The organism is Nocardia cyriacigeorgica (assembly GCF_005863245.1).
GTDB lineage: Bacteria > Actinomycetota > Actinomycetes > Mycobacteriales > Mycobacteriaceae > Nocardia > Nocardia cyriacigeorgica_C.
Window position 1 is genome coordinate 703107 of the sequence record NZ_VBUT01000003.1, and the last position, 16779, is coordinate 719885.

Annotated in this window: 18 protein-coding genes; 10 read left to right on the plus strand and 8 right to left on the minus strand. The window is 67.1% G+C overall.

The window, feature by feature from the left end:
- Positions 1-2 precede the first annotated feature (2 nt).
- Positions 3-1223 carry a phosphoglycerate kinase gene (locus FEK34_RS09825; RefSeq protein ID WP_138447474.1) on the plus strand — a complete coding sequence of 407 codons (1221 nt, stop codon included), beginning with the start codon at positions 3-5 and terminating at the stop codon, positions 1221-1223.
- Entirely contained in the window at positions 1223-2008 is a 786-nt protein-coding gene (gene tpiA / locus FEK34_RS09830; protein WP_138447475.1) for a triose-phosphate isomerase, read from the plus strand. Before FEK34_RS09825 ends, tpiA begins: the two co-directional genes overlap by 1 nt.
- An 84-nt stretch (positions 2009-2092) precedes the next feature.
- Here the strand turns inward: tpiA and FEK34_RS09835 are convergent, their stop codons facing one another.
- On the minus strand, positions 2093-2890 hold the full coding sequence (locus tag FEK34_RS09835) for an META domain-containing protein (protein ID WP_138447476.1): 798 nt from the start codon (positions 2888-2890) through the stop codon (positions 2093-2095).
- 538 nt (positions 2891-3428) lie between these two features.
- Here FEK34_RS09835 and FEK34_RS09840 point away from each other — a divergent pair.
- The 3 genes from FEK34_RS09840 to secG all read left to right on the plus strand — a co-directional run bounded on the left by FEK34_RS09840 (position 3429) and on the right by secG (position 6294).
- The gene (locus FEK34_RS09840) at positions 3429-4022 is read left to right on the plus strand and encodes a DUF3841 domain-containing protein (RefSeq protein ID WP_138447477.1); all 594 of its coding nucleotides are present in this window, start codon (positions 3429-3431) and stop codon (positions 4020-4022) included.
- Positions 4023-4418: 396 nt separating this feature from the next.
- Positions 4419-6017: an MFS transporter gene (locus tag FEK34_RS09845; protein WP_138447478.1), complete on the plus strand. Its 1599-nt coding sequence runs from the start codon at positions 4419-4421 to the stop codon at positions 6015-6017.
- Between the two features lie 43 nt (positions 6018-6060).
- Positions 6061-6294: a preprotein translocase subunit SecG gene (gene secG, locus FEK34_RS09850; RefSeq protein WP_036537777.1), complete on the plus strand. Its 234-nt coding sequence runs from the start codon at positions 6061-6063 to the stop codon at positions 6292-6294.
- Positions 6295-6391: 97 nt separating this feature from the next.
- Here secG and FEK34_RS09855 read toward each other — a convergent pair whose 3' ends face one another.
- On the minus strand, positions 6392-7552 hold the full coding sequence (locus FEK34_RS09855; protein ID WP_349292420.1) for a YbfB/YjiJ family MFS transporter: 1161 nt from the start codon (positions 7550-7552) through the stop codon (positions 6392-6394).
- A gap of 70 nt (positions 7553-7622) precedes the next feature.
- On the opposite strand from FEK34_RS09855, the gene FEK34_RS09860 reads away from it, so the two are divergent.
- Complete coding sequence (locus FEK34_RS09860) at positions 7623-8450, plus strand: LysR family transcriptional regulator (RefSeq protein WP_138447479.1); 828 nt, start codon at positions 7623-7625, stop codon at positions 8448-8450.
- A gap of 12 nt (positions 8451-8462) precedes the next feature.
- On the opposite strand, the gene FEK34_RS09865 is transcribed toward FEK34_RS09860, so the two are convergent.
- On the minus strand, positions 8463-9311 hold the full coding sequence (locus FEK34_RS09865; RefSeq protein WP_138447480.1) for an SDR family NAD(P)-dependent oxidoreductase: 849 nt from the start codon (positions 9309-9311) through the stop codon (positions 8463-8465).
- A gap of 76 nt (positions 9312-9387) precedes the next feature.
- Here FEK34_RS09865 and FEK34_RS09870 point away from each other — a divergent pair, with 76 nt between their 5' ends.
- Positions 9388-10368: an alpha/beta fold hydrolase gene (locus FEK34_RS09870; RefSeq protein WP_138447481.1), complete on the plus strand. Its 981-nt coding sequence runs from the start codon at positions 9388-9390 to the stop codon at positions 10366-10368.
- Positions 10369-10401: 33 nt separating this feature from the next.
- Here FEK34_RS09870 and FEK34_RS09875 read toward each other — a convergent pair whose 3' ends face one another.
- Complete coding sequence (locus FEK34_RS09875; protein ID WP_138447482.1) at positions 10402-11226, minus strand: class I SAM-dependent methyltransferase; 825 nt, start codon at positions 11224-11226, stop codon at positions 10402-10404.
- A gap of 60 nt (positions 11227-11286) precedes the next feature.
- Between FEK34_RS09875 and FEK34_RS09880 the strand changes: the two genes are divergently transcribed.
- Together FEK34_RS09880 and FEK34_RS09885 are read left to right on the plus strand one after the other, a co-directional pair.
- The gene (locus FEK34_RS09880) at positions 11287-11892 is read left to right on the plus strand and encodes a TetR/AcrR family transcriptional regulator (protein ID WP_138447483.1); all 606 of its coding nucleotides are present in this window, start codon (positions 11287-11289) and stop codon (positions 11890-11892) included.
- 90 nt (positions 11893-11982) lie between these two features.
- Positions 11983-12651: a molybdopterin-dependent oxidoreductase gene (locus FEK34_RS09885; RefSeq protein ID WP_138447484.1), complete on the plus strand. Its 669-nt coding sequence runs from the start codon at positions 11983-11985 to the stop codon at positions 12649-12651.
- A gap of 125 nt (positions 12652-12776) precedes the next feature.
- Here FEK34_RS09885 and FEK34_RS09890 read toward each other — a convergent pair whose 3' ends face one another.
- On the minus strand, positions 12777-13394 hold the full coding sequence (locus tag FEK34_RS09890; RefSeq protein ID WP_138447485.1) for a TetR/AcrR family transcriptional regulator: 618 nt from the start codon (positions 13392-13394) through the stop codon (positions 12777-12779).
- 62 nt (positions 13395-13456) lie between these two features.
- Between FEK34_RS09890 and FEK34_RS09895 the strand changes: the two genes are divergently transcribed.
- Entirely contained in the window at positions 13457-14683 is a 1227-nt protein-coding gene (locus tag FEK34_RS09895; protein ID WP_138447486.1) for an FAD-dependent oxidoreductase, read from the plus strand.
- Positions 14684-14871: 188 nt separating this feature from the next.
- On the opposite strand, the gene FEK34_RS09900 is transcribed toward FEK34_RS09895, so the two are convergent.
- The 3 genes from FEK34_RS09900 to FEK34_RS31125 form a co-directional block, all read right to left on the minus strand.
- The gene (locus FEK34_RS09900) at positions 14872-15261 is read right to left on the minus strand and encodes an ADP-ribosylation/crystallin J1 (protein ID WP_138447487.1); all 390 of its coding nucleotides are present in this window, start codon (positions 15259-15261) and stop codon (positions 14872-14874) included.
- A 65-nt stretch (positions 15262-15326) separates the two neighbouring features.
- Positions 15327-15800: a hypothetical protein gene (locus tag FEK34_RS09905; RefSeq protein ID WP_138447488.1), complete on the minus strand. Its 474-nt coding sequence runs from the start codon at positions 15798-15800 to the stop codon at positions 15327-15329.
- Positions 15801-16779 (minus strand): RHS repeat-associated core domain-containing protein (locus FEK34_RS31125; RefSeq protein WP_138447489.1); only part of this gene is annotated, 979 nt, incomplete at its 5' end.

The following is a 16779-nucleotide window of genomic DNA, read 5'->3' on the forward strand; positions in this document are numbered from 1 at the left end:
AGATGGCAGTCAAGACACTCGCAGATCTGCTGGCCGAGGGTGTCGAGGGCCGGGGCGTGCTGGTGCGCTCCGACCTCAACGTCCCCCTCGACGACAACGGCACCATCACCGACCCCGGCCGCATTCTGGCTTCGGTGCCCACGCTGAAGGCGCTGGTCGAGGCCGGCGCTAAGGTCGTCGTCACCGCGCATCTGGGCCGCCCGAAGGGCGAGCCGGATCCGAAGCTGTCGCTGGCGCCGGTCGCCGCGCGGCTGGCCGAGGAACTGGGCCGCAATGTCCAGCTCGCCGGTGACGTGGTCGGCCAGGACGCGCTCGCGCGTTCGGAGGGCCTCACCGACGGTGACGTGCTCATGCTCGAGAACATCCGTTTCGATCCGCGCGAAACCAGCAAGGACGACGCGCAGCGGGCCAAGCTGGCCGCCGCGCTGGTCGAGCTGGTCGGCGAGGACGGCGCGTTCGTCTCCGACGGCTTCGGTGTGGTGCACCGCAAGCAGGCCTCGGTCTACGACGTGGCGAAGCAGCTGCCGCATTACGCGGGCACGCTGGTCGCCGCCGAGGTCGAGGTGCTGGCCAAGCTGACGGAGAACCCGGAGCGCCCGTACGCCGTTGTGCTCGGCGGGTCGAAGGTTTCGGACAAGCTCGCGGTGATCGAGGCGCTGGCCCCCAAGGTCGACACCCTCGTCATCGGTGGTGGCATGTGCTTCACCTTCCTTGCTGCCCAAGGGCTTTCGGTCGGTTCCTCGCTGTTGCAGGAGGAGATGATCGACACCTGCAAGCAGCTGCTCGAGCGCTTCGCCGACGTCATCCACCTGCCGCGTGACATCGTCGCCGCCGACAAGTTCGCCGCCGACGCGGATTCGAAGGTCGTTCCGGCCCACGAGATCCCGGACGGCTGGATGGGCCTGGACATCGGCCCCGAGTCGGTGGACCGGTTCGCGGCGCTGCTGACCGAGGCGAAGACGGTGTTCTGGAACGGCCCGATGGGTGTGTTCGAGTTCGACAACTTCGCCGCGGGCACCCGTGGGGTCGCCGAGGCGATCGTGACCGCGACCGGTAAGGGCGCGTTCACCGTCGTCGGTGGTGGCGACTCGGCCGCGGCCGTGCGCACCCTCGGTCTGCCGGAGGACGGTTTCTCGCACATCTCGACCGGTGGCGGTGCGTCGCTGGAGTACCTCGAGGGCAAGGAACTTCCCGGCATCAGCGTGCTGGAGGAGGACGCGTAATGGCACGTAAGCCGCTCATCGCGGGCAACTGGAAGATGAACCTCAATCATCTCGAGGCCATCGCCCTGGTGCAGAAGATCGCGTTCGCCCTGCCGGACAAGTATTTCGACAAGGTCGACGTCACCGTCATCCCGCCGTTCACCGATATCCGCAGCGTGCAGACCCTGATCGAGGGCGACAAGCTGCGCATCACCTTCGGTGCGCAGGATGTGTCGGTGCACGACGAAGGCGCCTACACCGGCGAGATCAGCGCGTCCATGCTGGCCAAGCTGGGGTGCAGCTTCGTGGTGGTCGGGCATTCGGAGCGCCGCCAGTACCACAACGAGGACGACGCCATCGTGCTCGCCAAGGCCAAGCAGGCGCTCGAGCACGCGATCACCCCGATCGTGTGCATCGGTGAGGGTCTCAACGTCCGCGAGGCCAAAACCCACGTCGAGTACAACCTCGAGCAGCTGCGCGGTTCGCTCAAAGGCCTGACGGCCGAGGAGATCTCGAAGATCGTCATCGCCTACGAGCCGGTGTGGGCAATCGGCACCGGTAAGGTCGCCACTCCCGCCGACGCGCAGGAAGTGTGCGGCGCGATTCGCGGCGAGCTCGCCGAACTGGCTTCGCCCGAGGTGGCGGCGTCGGTGCGGGTGCTCTACGGCGGTTCGGTCAACGCCAAGAACGTCGGCGAATTGGTCTCCCAGACCGATATCGACGGCGCTCTGGTCGGCGGTGCCTCGCTCAAGGGCGACGAGTTCGCCACCCTGTCGGCTATTGCCGCGGGCGGTCCGCTGCCCTGATCGGCGCTGATACGTATTGAGGCCCACCGGATACTGATTCCGGTGGGCCTCAGTCGTTTTCGGAGCCGCGGAGCCGTCGCGTCGTTACTGCGCCCGCAGCGTCAGCCCGTGCCCGTTCGGGTTGCGCAGGGTGAGGACGTCGGCGTCGACGGTGGCCTGTGCGGTGCCGTCGAGGGCGGTGAGGACCGCCTGTTCGACCTCCATGGTTTCGGGGTCGCACATCATTTTGGTGGTCGCCACCTGGAACGCGATGTCGGCGGCTTCGGGAGTGTCGGTGATGGTGGCCGAGCCGGTCATCCGGTTGCAGCCGGCGAAACCGGTGAGGGAGCCGTCCTCGGCGATGGTGAAGGTGGGCCGCAGTTCGTCGATCTTCTGCGAGTGGATCTCGGCGTCGGGGGTGAGCAGGGCGGTGACGACCCAGGGGGTGCCGCGCAGCGGTCGGTCGGGGAGCAGGACCTTCTTGTCCATCATGACGACGGTGGTGTTGTTGCCTTCGAGGGTGAGCCGGGCGTCGTCGAGCCGCCAGCTGGGGGAGGCATTGAGCAGGTCGCTGAGCCATTCGTCGGCGCCCATCTTCTCGCCCGGACAGGCCATCAGCGTGCTGGCCAGGCCCGACACCGTGACAGTGTTGCCATCGAGTTCGACCGCGCCGCTGTGGGTGTTGCAGCCCGCCGACGCGGAGACCCGGCCCTCGGCGAAGGTGAGCGTCAGCGGGCCGCCACCGGGAATCGGCGGGCCTTCGACCTCGGTCGAGATGTAGGTGTGGCCCATCGGCGTCGGCGCGGGCCCCGTCGGCTCGGCGTCGTCATCGTTCGCGCAGGCCGTGGCGGCCGCGAGGGTGAGCAGCAACGCCGCTCCGAACCGGATCAGGTGTGCCGACATGTCGCGATCCTACCGGCGGGGGATGCGGCGGCTCGGGATTCGCGGGGCGGTAGCGCTAGGGAGCCGTTGGCCTGCTGCGGCGGATGGCCCCGACGATGCGCATCGCTGCGCTCAATCACTTCCCAGGGTGCCGGCCGTCCAGCACCCAGAACGGGACGATCGGCGCCAAGACGTCGGGACAGGTCAGGGGGCGAGTTCGCCCACCTTTGAGCGACAACCGACGCGAGTTGTCGCTCGAAGGTGGGCGACACACTTCGGTCCGGCACTGGGGGCTCGCAAGTGGCCGGTGTCCGCGCTGTATCGCTGACCGTCGTCTTCACATGCTCGCCGCTGCGCACTCGACTCCCTGAATTGGCGTCCCGTCCCGACTCGCGTGCCGATGGCGCCGGTGAGCCCTGGACCGTCGGCTTGCCCGGCGAAAACCACGTGACGCCTGCGGTTCTCAGCCGTATGGTGTGTCCGGTCTGATACGGGGACAGGGGAGGGAGCAAGCGTTGCTGGATTCGGGGGTCAGTGTTCCGGTGGGGTGGGTTCGCTGGTGCGATTGTGGACCTTGCAGGCTGCGGAGGTCGTCGACGCTGTCCGTGACAACGGCGTCTACCGGGCGGAGTGGCAATACGCGATCGTGAATTGGCGGCCCGCCTACCGTGCGATGGTCGCCGAGATGGAGCGCCGGGGCATTGCCTGCCACGGTGCCGCACCGGTGTGGTGCTGGCCGGGCCGGGCGCTGCGTCCACGGGCGACCCGCGAGACCGCGAACCTGCTGCTCGGCCTCCACGAATGGGCGCGCGGAGTGCATCTGATGAAACTCGACGTCCCCACCGCCCTCACCATGTCCACCTCCTACGCCCGCTGGAACGACTACCTCGGCGTGACGATGGAGCTGCTGCGCGCCGCCGACCGCACCGACGGCCCCGCCTTCCCGCCCGAGGAAGCACCCATGGACTGGAGCCACACCCTCGAGAACGAGTGGGACAATATCCAGGTCGTCATCCCCGAAATCCGCCGCGAGTGGGTCGTCCGCAGCCGCTACTACCCACCGGACGCCGAAACCGCCGCCCGCATCGCCGCCGACCCCGATCTGAACCCATCGCTCGCTGACGGGTCGTCACCGCTATCGCCGGCATCCTGAATCCGCCTGGCGAACCGGCCCACGATCCGGCGCCGCGCCGGGCCCGGTCTCGGACCGCAATGGTGCAGAGCGCGACATCCGTTCGTCGATCGCCGTGATCCCGGCAAGCCGGTGCGGAAGCTGGTGCTCGAGCGGTGCCCGCTCGCTCGGGACTGTGGTGTCGAGCGCGGGAGCGCACCCGCCCCAGCCGGTTCGTTGCAGCGCGCGATCTGCCCTCGGCCGGCCGCGACGACCTGGTTGTGCCACAACGTCCAGGAAGGTAGGCAGCAGGAGTCGGGTCGATCGAGTCTCGCGTGCGGACCGTCTGCCACGATCTGTCGGCGCGAGCTTGCGGTCGTGACTTACTGTCCCGCCGGTGGCCAGGAACCAGGGACTGCCGCGACTAGGCTGACCGGAGTGACCACTCCGGCAACGACACCGCCGTCCACTTGGGCGCCGCTGCGCATCCGGGTGTATCGGACGTTGTGGATCGCGCAGCTGGTGTCGAATCTGGGCACCTGGATGCAGACCGTCGGCGCCCAGTGGATCCTGGTGGACCAGCCGAACGCCGCGACGCTGGTGGCCTTCGTGCAGACCGCGACCACGTTGCCGGTGATGTTGCTGTCGATCCCGTCCGGTGTGATCGCCGACCTGGTGGACAGGCGCAGGCTGCTGCTGGGTGCGCAGACGACGATGGCGTTGCTGGCGGCCACGCTGGCCGTCACCTCGGCCACCGGGCACATCACACCGGCGGTCCTGCTGACGTTGCTGTTCCTGCTCGGCTGCGGCCAGGCGTTGACCGCACCCGCCTGGCAGGCAATCCAGCCCGAACTGGTGCCGCGCGAACAGATTCCGTCGGTCGCGGCGCTCGGCAGCATGAGCATGAACATCGGGCGGGCGGTGGGGCCCGCGATCGCGGGTGTGCTGGTGTCACTGTCGGGTCCGACGCTGGTGTTCACGCTCAACGCGCTGTCCTTCGGCGCCATCGTCGCCGCGTTGATCCTGTGGCGGCGGCCGTCGGCCGAGCGGTCGCTGCCCAGTGAGCGTCCGTTGGCGGCTTTGCAGGCGGGGACCCGGTTCATCAGGGCCGCGCCGGCGATCCGGCGGGTGCTGTTGCGGTCGATCCTGTTCGTCGGGCCGGGTAGTGCGCTGTGGGCGCTGCTGCCGGTGGTCGCCCGCGACGGGCTGCATCTGGGCTCCTCCGGTTACGGCGTGATGCTGGGTGCGCTCGGCGTCGGTGCCGTCCTCGGTGCGCTCGCACTGTCACGGGTTCGGGCGGTGCTCACCCCGACGAGGCAGCTGGCGGTCGCGGCGGTGATGTTCGGTGTCGCGACGGTCGGCGCGGCGCTGCTGCACGCCCTGATCCCGGTGCTGCTGCTGCTGGTGTGCGCGGGTTTCGCCTGGCTGCTGGCGCTGTCCACAATGAACGCGACGATGCAGCTGCTGCTGCCCGGATGGGTGCGGGCGCGCGGGCTGTCGGTGTACATGCTGGTGTTCATGGGCGGCCAAGCCATCGGCTCGCTGGTGTGGGGCCTGGTCGCGGGCGCGTTCGGCGTGGTGACGGCGCTGCTGGCCGCGGCGGCCCTGCTCGGCTGCTGCGCGCTGAGCACCCTGTGGCTGCCGATCCGCCACGACGCCGACGCGCTCGATCTCACGCCGTCGGCGTTCTGGCCGGAACCGCAACTGGTGGAGGAGCCCTCACCGGCCGACGGACCGGTCATGGTGCTGCGTTCCTATGACGTGCCGCCCGAGGACGTCGACGAGTTCCTGGCGGCGATGGTGTTCGTCGGCCGGTCCCGCCAGCGCACCGGTGCGATGGAGTGGCGGCTCTACCGCGACGTCGGTGTGGTGGACCGCTATGTCGAGGCGTTCGTGGTGCGCTCCTGGTCGGAGCATATGCAACAGCATCAGGTGCGGCTGACCGCGCAGGATCAGATCAGGGAAAGCGCCGTAGCACGATTCGCCAGCGGCGACGAGTCCACGATCACCCACCTGGTCGCGGTGGCCCCGCGCTGACCTGATTCGTTTCCGGCCGCCGCGTCCGCATAGACTGTCGGCCATGCGGATGTTCCTGGATATCCTCCTGATCATCACCAGCGTGCTGCTGGTGCTGCTGGTGCTGCTGCACCGCGCCAAGGGTGGAGGTCTGTCCAGCCTGTTCGGCGGCGGTGTGCAATCCAGCCTGTCCGGTTCGACCGTCGTGGAGAAGAACCTCGACCGCGTCACCATCTTCACCGGCCTCATCTGGTTGATCGCCATCCTCGGCATCGGCCTGGAGATCAAGTTCTCCTGATCCGCCCGGATCGCCGGGTGTGCGACCAGGAACACCGGCGAACGTCATTCCGCTCCCGCTGCGATGTGATGTCACCGCGGGAGCGGACCTGTGTGGCTCACCGCTCGACCGCCCACGCAACCGTGACTGCCAGCGCAGTCCCCGCCATCAGCACCACCGCCGCCACACCGAACGCGGTGCCGTAACCCCCGCTCAGCAGCGGCGCCACCACCAACGGTCCCAGCAGCTGGCCGGCGCCGTACACCGCCGTCAACGAAGCCGCCGCGGCCGCGCCACGCAGCTCGCCGCCGACCTCCATCGCCAGCAGCGTGATGCCCATGAACGTCGCGCCGAACAATGCCGCCGCCACCAGTACTTGCCAGGTTCCGGCCGAGACCGCGAGTAGCACCGCCGACAGGAACTGCGCGAACAACGCCACGGGCAGCACTGCTGCCGCGGACCGGCGCCGGGCCAGCGCACCCCACACCACTGTCGCCGGTGCGGCCGCCACTCCGACGACGACCCAGCTCGCCGGGGCGAGTGCCGCGTCACCGGATCCGCCGACCGCCGCGACCAGGAACGTCCCGATGATGATGTAGCCGAGCCCCTCCAGGAAATACGCGCCCAACAGCAGCCGCCACGCGCGCCCACCCGCCCGCCGGACCGCCGGGCCGTCTGACGCTCCACCGGGAATCGGTAACCGCAACGCAGGCGCGACCAGCAGTGCGGTGAGCACGGCGGCCCCGACCCACATGCCCTGCCACGACACCACCGGCCGCGCCGCCAGCGCCAGGATCCCGGTGATCGCGATACCCACGCCCACCCCGGCGAACGCGATCCCCGCACCGTGCCTGCCACCGACTGCCGCGACGGCGCGCGCACAACCGACGAAGATCACGGCACTGGCCACCCCCGCCACCAGCCGAGACACCGCCGCCACCGCACTCGGGATCGGCACAGCCATCAGCGCCTCACTCGCGACCAGTGCCACCGCCGACACACGGAACAAGCCCGGCCCGTGCAGCTTCGGCACCCGCGCGAGCAGGACCGCGCCGACCAGATATCCCGCGTAATTGGCGGCCGCGACGACGGCACCGGCGTGTGCGTCGAGGCGTTGCGCGTCGATCATCACCGGCAGCAACGGCGTGTAGGCGAAACGACCCACGCCCATGGCCGCCGCCAGACCGGCACAGGCAGCCAAGGCTTGCGCCATGTGCCGGTGCTCGTCGGGGATGCGCGCGGCGGGGGCGTCCAGGTCGGCGGCGGTGTTCACGGTCATGTGACTCGACGCTAGAGCCGCGCCGCACCGGTGTGAAATGCTTCCTGTGCACGATGTATACGCTGGACGCATGGACGTCGAGCTGCGTCACCTGCGGGCCTTCGTCGCCTTGTGCGAGGAAGCCAACTACACCCGTGCCGCCGCCCGCCTGCACCTGAGCCAGCCCGCCTTGACCCGGACCATCCAGCAGCTGGAGCGGCTGCTCGAATGCCGGTTGATCGAGCGCAGCTCGCGGCACTTCGCCCTGACCGGCGAGGGGCGTGAGCTGCTGGATCGCGGGCGCGGCATCCTGGCCGATGTCGACGGGGTCTGCGCCGACCTGCGCAGCCGCGCGGCCGTCGAACTCGGCTTCTCCTGGTTGCTGCCAGACGAATGGTTCGCCGAAACCCGCACCCGCTTCGAGGAACTCGGTGGACGCATCGCGTTGCGCCGCATCGACGACCCACTGGCCGCCCTCACCGACCGCACCATCGATATCGCCCTCTACCGCACCGGCGACGGCCTGCCCCGCCACCTCCGCTCGCGCCCCATCGCCACCGAACGCCGGGTCCTCGCGGTCGCCGCCGGCTCGCCGCTGGCCACCGCCACCGGAGTGCGCTGGGCCGACCTCGATCACGAGCCGCTGGTGGTGAACACCATCTCCGGCACCACCACCGCCGCGTCCTGGGATCCGCCCGACCCCGACCGGCCGGTGATCACCTGCACCAACTTCGACGAGTGGATCGAACTGGTGGCCGCCGGTCGCGGCATCGGTGTCGTGCCCGAACTGGCCCGGGTGCGCGCGCCGCATCCGGGCGTGGTGTACCGCGACCTGCCGGACGCGCCGCCGTCACGGGTGCGGTTGGCGTGGCGGGCCGAGCCGTCTCGGGCGGTGCGGCGGTTCCTCGAGGTCGCCTGAGGGCCGCAGCCCTCAGTCCGCGCGCGGTATGCGCCCGTCGACGTCGGTGAACCCGTATTCCTCGGCGAGATCAGCCACACGGAAGGCGCGGCCGGAGCGGCGCAGCCGGTCCGGGTCCGCGGCCAGGGCGGTGACGGCACGGCCCGGGAACCGCGGTGTTTCCGCGGCATCCAGGTCGAAACTGCCCTCACCGGGCAGCGTCACCTGCCGCTTGCCCTCGGCGTCACGCGGAATCATCTGCAACAGTTCGGTATTCACGATGCCCGGCCACAGCGACACCACGGTGACGCCGTCCGCGGCCAGCTCATGTGCCATATCGGCGGTGAGCCGGTCCAGGGCGGTCTTGGCGACGCCGTAGACGGCATTGTGCATATGCCGTTCCGCGCCGGGGGAGGAGATGTTGACGATCAACCCGCCCGATTCACGCAGCAGTGGCGCCGCATAGAAGGCGGCCGCGTAATGCGAGCGCACACCGACGTCGAAGGTCTCGTCCCAGGCCGTGGGCGGCACCTCCCAGAACGGTTTGCCCAGCCAGCGTGCCGCGGCGGGGGAGTTGTAGACGTTGTTCACCAGCACGTCGAGACGGCCCTGCTCGCCGCGGACCATCTCGAACAGCCGCTGCACCGCGTCGTCGTCACGGTGATCGCAGATGTAGGGGATACCGGTGCCGCCGAAGGCGTCGATCTCGCTGGCGGTTTCGTTCACGGTGCCGGGCAGCCGCCCCGGTGTGGTCGACCGTCCGGTGACGTAGACCGTCGCGCCGGCCGCGCCCAGCTCGAGGGCGATGCCCTTGCCGATGCCGCGGCTGGCCCCGGTGACCACCGCGACCCGGCCGCTCAGTTGTGCAGGTATTCCGCTCACGGTCCGGGGACATTACCGTGAAACTGAAACGCGTTCTAGTGTTCGGGAGGTTGTCGTGGAAGTAGCTCATCGGTTTGTGACGGGCAATGGCGTGCGGTTGCACGTGGCGGAGCAGGGTGCGGGCTATCCGGTGGTGTTCTGCCACGGCTTCCCGCACACCTGGTTCGTCTGGCATCGCCAGATGGCTGCGGTGGCCGCCGCGGGTTTCCGCGCCATCGCCCCTGACATGCGCGGATACGGCCGCAGCGACATCCCCGACGGCGTGGACGCCTACACCAACGAGGCTGTCATCGGGGACCTGCTCGCTCTGCTCGACGACATCGGCGCCGAACAGGCCGTCTTCGTCGGCCTGGATTTCGGTGCGGCGTTGCTGTGGGAGCTGGCGTTGCGTGCGCCCGAGCGCGTGCGCGGCCTGGTGGTGCTGAACAATCCGTTCACTCCGCGCGCCCCGCGGGTACCGTCGAGCTACTGGTCGAAGATGGCCGAGAAACACTTCCTGCATCTCGAGTACTTCCGCGAACCCGGCGTCGCCGACGCCGCGCTGGCCGCGGCGCCGCGCGAGTTCCTGTCCCGCGTGTACTACGCCCTCAGCGGCGACTACCACTACCTCGACACCTGGCAGAACCCACCCGGCATCAGCTACCTCGAGGCCCTCCCACAAGCACCGTCATTGCCATGGAAGTGGCTCTCATCTGAAGAATTCGAGACTCTCGCAGCTGATTTCGAGCGCACCGGGTTCACCGGCGGCCTCAGCTGGTACCGCGCCATCGACCGCAACTGGGAACTGACCGCCGACTACGCAGGCGCCTCGGTGCGCGTCCCGGTGTATTTCGTCTACGGCGAGAACGACCCCGATATGGAGGGTTTCAGCGGCCGCGACCCCCTCGACACCATGCGCGCTCATGTCTCCGACCTGCGCGCGACCGAAAAGGTGCCCGGTGCAGGCCATCTGGTTCAACTCGAACAGTCCGATGCGGTGAACGCCTTCCTCATCAGGAGTCTGGGTGATCTGGTGAGCGCGCCCGAAGAAGCGGCGACACGCGGAGGGGCCGGTTAGCGACTGATCGTCGCGGTTGGTGCGACTGGTGGTTCAGGCGGACGAGTCGCGAACTGCGGAGATCGCCAGGGTGGTGTAGTGCATGGTGAATCTGCCACCCAGATCGTCTATGGCGGAACCGACCGCCTCTGTGATCTCGGCCTGTTGGCCGGGAGTGAGGGAGGTGAGGCCGCCGGTGGTGGGCAGAAGGGTCAGCCATTCCTCGCGCGTGTAGGTCCGGTCCCAGTCGTAGCGCCATAGTTCTGGGCTGGTGAAAGCGTCGGTCGCGGTGAATGATTCGCCGACTTTGGTGTAGGTCGCCTCGTACAGCTCCAGCGGCCGGCGGGCCGGTTGTTCGGCGAACGGGGAGTCCGGCGCCGCGCGGCGGTAGGCGTCGGCGAACGGTTCGGCCACCTCGGCCGGCGGTTCGAAGACGTGCCCGAAAATGGCGATCCGCCCGCGTGGGCGCAGGACCCGCGCCGCCTTGGCCGAACCCGCCGCGGGATCCACCCAATGCCAGGACTGTGCGGCGACGACGGCATCGAAGCTACGCCCTCGCGGCGCCCACGCCTCGAAGGTCGCGACCTCGACTGGAAGTCCACGGGCACCGGCGAATTCGGCCATTCTGACATCCGGTTCGATGCCGAGGACCCGGCAGCCGGCGGCCTGCAATTGCCGCCCGGCGATGCCGGTGCCGCAGCCGACGTCGAGCACCTCGGGCCCGGGGCTGCTCGCGACGATGCGGGCGATCAGTGCGTCGGGGTAGCGCGGCCGGGCCCGGTCGTAGCCTTGTGCGTCGACGCCGAATGACTCGGCGATGGTGCGTGCTCGATGTGGCTGCCGCGCCGGCGGCTCCGGTTGCTGCGATAAAGTGGGCATGCGCCCACATTAATGGGCGCTTGCCCACCTGGCAATGGAATCGTGCGAAAGGAGCGCTGCGTGCCGACCGGTGTGCATCTGCAAGACGCCCGGCAGCAACTGTTCGACGCGGCCGAACGGGTGCTGCTGCGGGATGGTCCGAGTGGACTGACGAGTCGGGCCGTCACGGACGAGGCCGGTTGTGCCAAGGGTGTCCTGCATCGGCACTTCGCCGATTTCGACGCGTTCCTGGCCGAGTTGGTCCTCGATCGCGCGACGCAGCTCGCGGCGCAGGCCGACCTACTGCGTGAATCGGCAGGTAGCGGCAGCGTCGTCGACAATCTCGCACACGCGCTCACCGCCCTGTTCGGCCCGGTCCCGGTGGCCATCATTCCCCTCATCACCTTCCGCGACGAACTCCGCGCCAGGCTGCGCACGGCACGGCCGGGTGGTGGGATGGCGATTCTCGGTGAGATGACGCAGGCGGTCGCGGCGTATCTCGCCGAGGAGCGTGCCCTCGGCCGGATCGCCGCCGACGCCGATATTGATTCGCTCACCCTGTCGCTGGTCGGCGGCGGGCATCTCGTCTTCGCCGACCGCGATGCCGGCGCGCCCGGCGATGCGGCGATCGGCAATCTCGTCGCGACTGTGCTCGCCGACGCTGTGCAACGGCGTCCCCAGCGGTAGCCGGGTGCGGTGGCGATGCCGACTCTCGACGCCGGGCTTCCTGCGCGATACGCTGCCATCTATACGCAACCGTATAGATGGAGGATCGGTATGGCACTCCCACCCGGCCAGCGCGCCGTCGACGGTTTCCCGCGCTTCGGCACCCACTTGCATCACCCACCGCCACCCATTCCCGCCGACCCCGCCATCGAGATCGCCGGACCGCTCACTGGGACCGTCACGGTGCCTGTCGCCGATCTGGCGACGATGCCGCGCCGCGAGCAGCGCGCCGATTTCCATTGCGTGGCCGGCTGGTCCGCCACCGATCTGCTCTGGGAGGGTGTGCCGTTCGAGACTCTCTACCGCACGAAGGTCGTGCCGCTCCTCGAGCCGGGCGCATCGATCACCCACGTGGTCTTCCGTGGTCTGGACGGTTTCGAGTCGATCGTGCAGCTCGGCGACGTCCTCGCTGACGATGTCCTCATCGCCGACCATCTCGACGGGCAACCGCTCAACAGCGACCACGGCGCCCCGGTGCGGCTGGTCAGTCCGCGCCAGTATGGCTTCATCAACACAAAGCACCTGTGCCACATCACATTCCACACCTCCGAACCGCCGATCCCGGACCGCTGGTCACCCCTCGCCTCGCACCCGCGTGCGCGAGTGTGGGAAGAGGAGCGCCACCGGCATCTGTCCGGACGTCTCGTGCGGCCCGTGTACCGATCGCTGATCGGGCCGATCCGCAGGCTCAGTGCGCGGGGGAGTCGCGTACCGCGGTGATCGTCGCCATGGTCACGGCCGATTCCGTCGTCGATACCAGACCGTGCCGATCTGATGAAAACTATGCCGGTGAACTGCGGCGCTGATCAGCCCTGTATTCGACGTTCCACGCCGCGGGCTGTGGACTACTCTGCCGTCGACAGATGACCGGCGAGCGCGATCCTGGCGGCCGTATCGATCAGCGCCGGAATCGCTTCCGGCGATGCCTCGTGTCCCGCGCTCGAGTTCGCGACGGCATCGACGGCGCCGACGAGCGCCCCGGTCAGCGCCGCGGCGTGGACGACGTCGATCTCATCCGCATACGTGGTGAGTAGCGCCTCGGCCATCCGCTGTTGCAATGCCGCGTTCCGAAGCAGTGCGCCTGCGCGCAACGCGGGTACTTCTGTGATCAAACGGGCTCGCACGGTGGTGAGTTCGTGGTCCAGCGGGAAACTCCACGACGTCGCCGTGCTCAGGTGCCGGATCGCCCTGAGGAGGAGATCGGCGGGACGTTCACCGGGTTCTCGGCTGTCGAACGCCTGGTGCAGCAATTCCTCGTACAGGTCGTCGTCGGCGAAGACCACCTCGTCCTTGGCGGCGAAGTAGTTGAAGAAGGTCGCGTACGACACCTGCGCCGCGGAGGCGATCTCGGCGACCGTCGTGTGGTCGTAGCCCTTCTCGCTGAACAGCCGTAGGGCGGCTTCGATCAACGCCTGCTTGGTGCGGCGTTTCTTCTGTTCGCGCAATCCGAGGCTCTCGACCACGCAGCGATTGTTGCACACACTCTAAAGTTAGACACTATCTAAGTTTCTGCTAGCGTGGCGGCATGATCGAACGAGCGCAGTGTGTAGTCGTCGGCGGTGGACCGGCCGGGATGATGCTCGGCTTATTGCTGGCCCGCGCGGGCGTTCAGGTCACGGTGCTCGAGAAGCATCGTGATTTCCTGCGCGACTTCCGGGGCGACACCGTCCATCCATCGACCTTGCGACTACTCGACGAGCTCGGGCTGGGTGAGCGTTTCGCGCAGCTGCCCGCCGGCAGGCTCGAACAGATGCGCATTCAGATCGGTGCCAGCACGGTGGTGATGGCGGACTTCCGCCGAATCCCGGGCCGGCACAAGTACATCGCGATGGTTCCCCAATGGGATTTTCTCGACCTGCTCGCCGCAGCCGCGGCCGAAGAGCCGGCATTCACACTGCGCATGAACTGCGCGGTCACCGGATTGCTCCGGGATGACAGCGGGCGTGTCGTCGGCGTCGAATACCGTGACGCCGACGGCGGTGTGCACCAGCTTTCGGCCGCGCTGACCGTCGGCTGCGACGGTCGCCGGTCGATGGTTCGCCGCGAAGCCGGGCTACGCGCCATAGACTTCGACGTTCCGATGGACGTCTGGCAGGTGCGAATCCCCAAAGGCGACAACAGTCGTGACGGCGAAGTCTTCGGCTGGTTCGGCGATCGACAGGTCGCGGTCACCATGGACCGCGGGGACTATTTTCAGACTTCCTACCTGATCGCGAAGGGTTCGGACGAGAGCATGCGCGCGGAGGACGTCGCAGCCTTCCGCGCACGGCTCGCCAGCATGTTCGGCTGGTCGCAGGAGCAGGTGGCCTCCGTGCGTTGCTGGGATGATGTGAAACTGCTGCGGACCGATATGAACCGGCTGCGCCGCTGGTACGGCGACGGCGTGCTCTGCCTCGGCGACGCTGCCCACACCATGTCGCCGGTGGGCGGGATGGGCGTCAACCTCGCGATTCAGGACGCGGTCGCCGCCGCGCGGATCCTCGCCGAACCGCTATTGCGTGGGCAGGTCACCAGGCGCGACTTGGCTCGGGTCCAACGGCGTCGCTTGCTACCCACAGTGGTCGCGCAACGGTCTCAGCGCGGCGAACACGACATGCTCCTGGGCCCCGCGCTCGCGGGCACGCTGGACGAACACCGTCTCCCGGCTCCCGTGCGTGCGTTGCGGAAATCCCCGGCATTGCGCGGGTTGTCCGCCTACATCGGAGGGATCGGTATCCGACCCGAACGTGCACCTGTGTTCGCGCGGCGCTGAGCGTCGAATTCCCGGTTATGCGGGTAGGTACTGCGGCCTGCCAGAATATGAGGCCACGCTCGGCCCGACGGGTATCCGGTTGGTTCGGGCTGAGGAGCCGAAGCCTCAGCGCGTGGAGGGTCTCGAATTCGGCCACGGCGGCATCGATATCGCCGACCTGTCCTGGCGGCGCCGCCGGCCATCTTTGATTACTCCGATGCCGCTGGAATTACTGCATCAGGCGGAAACCGGTGGACTACTCGGATCTTGCCGACGATATGACGATTGAACTCCGGCAGATCCTCTGCTGGGATCCAGTATTCGAGAATTTCGCGACCTCCGACTTGCTGGACCGGGTATCTGGCTAGGAACTCGCTCTCAACGGAAAACCTCGTAACGTAACCAGCGCCGGAGGCGGCGACATTCCAATCTCTGGCGATAAGTATTGCATATTCCTCAGTCAGCACCGGATAGAAGATCGGCTGATCAGGAAGGCGTGGCGGCCATTCACGCCAGCCGGAGCCAGCGACCAGCTCCAGCTCTTCTGGACCCGTAGGGCGCCAGAGAGTCGTTGTTCTTGGATTCGGTTTCGAGTTCAAGTGATATCTCCATGAACGAGTCAATACTGGACGCTCTGGAACTGGCAAATTGCAATTTTGCTAGTTCATACCTGCGTCTCGATATAGGCATTTCGAAATGCGGAGGCGATCACGATGTCATCGACCGCTGGAAATCCGATGGCGACAACATGGATAAGGAGCGTCCGGATCGGTTGGGCTACCGCGAGGTGATTGAATTCTTCTACCGCTCTCAGGCACGACGTGAACATGCTCTGTATGGGTCCACTGAGATTGCTGCTTTCGACCTTTTCGGCAACGGGGCCGTAGCCCGGGGTAACCACGATGCGGCTCGGCAGGCCGTCATTGCGCCGATTCTCTGCAACTCTTGCCTCTCGACTCGGCGTTCCGCCGTACCGATCGAGCGCCAGGTAGGCGGGAACTATCGCGGCGTCGCAGCCGTCGGCGATCGCAGGCATCTTGCCGATTCGAAAGCGTACGTCCGGGATTCCATCGAGTGCCGTGCGCCATGCCGATATCGCTGAATCCGATGGTGCTGCGATCACTAGTGTCAGGTTCATTCAACTTTCCATCATGCAATGCGGGAGGATCCTCGGTCTACCAAGTCTGGAAAGCAACTCGGTTGGCAGTGCGACGGCTTCGCCGACGCCTCTGTCGGCCAAGTCTACCCGGCTGATATCAGGAATGAGGCTTCTGTCTATTGTTGTTCGCACAATGGTGTATGGACCCTCATCGGGCCAGTTTCTGTACGCTTCTCTTGCGTAGGAATTGGCCGCGGCCTCGGTGAAGGCAAAGTATTTTGTTTCAATTCCGGCCGGGTTCGTGAACGCGCGGTTTTCGAGAATCTGTTCGAGTTCTCGCTGCTGGACCGCTCGGTACAGATAGACCTCATTGTCTTTCAGGCACTGAAGTCCAAGCGGATCCATCCAGGTAAGTGGATTGTGTGGGTAGACGTTCGGATTCGAGGCGGGCGCGAGACCTAAGGGGTCTTGGGTGAGGTACCTTCCTGTGGAAGGCTCGTACGTGCGGTAGTGGTTGTAAGCAAGGCCGGACTCATAATCGTAGTACTGGCCTGGGAATCGAAGAGGGATGCTTATGCTACCACGCCAGACTACTTGGCCCCAGAGATCGCTCGAGGATATCGCCAATGTCGTCGTCGAAATGGGATCGACAAGCTGAGTGGGGGTGCCGATTAAATCTGTCAGTACGGCCTGGGTTTCCTGATTTGCGCCCGGCTCCAACGAAGACTGGGTGATCGGAACAAAAGTACCGGGATGATACTGCCATCGAGTTCTGGTTGATGAGTCGCTTTGCTCGATGAGCCGGGACTCGTCCCAGGTGTATTCGGTTCTTCCGAGGACTCTCCGACCATTCGACAGACGTTGCTTGGTTGTTCGGCGGCCGAGGGAGTCGTAGGTGTAGTGCCACCACTGCCCGTCGGGCGTGTATACGTCGGTGAGTTGGTCGAAGGCGTTGTATCGGTAGTGCCAGACGTCGGGTTTACGCGAGATCCGTGTGGTGGTCTTGCGGATGAGGCGG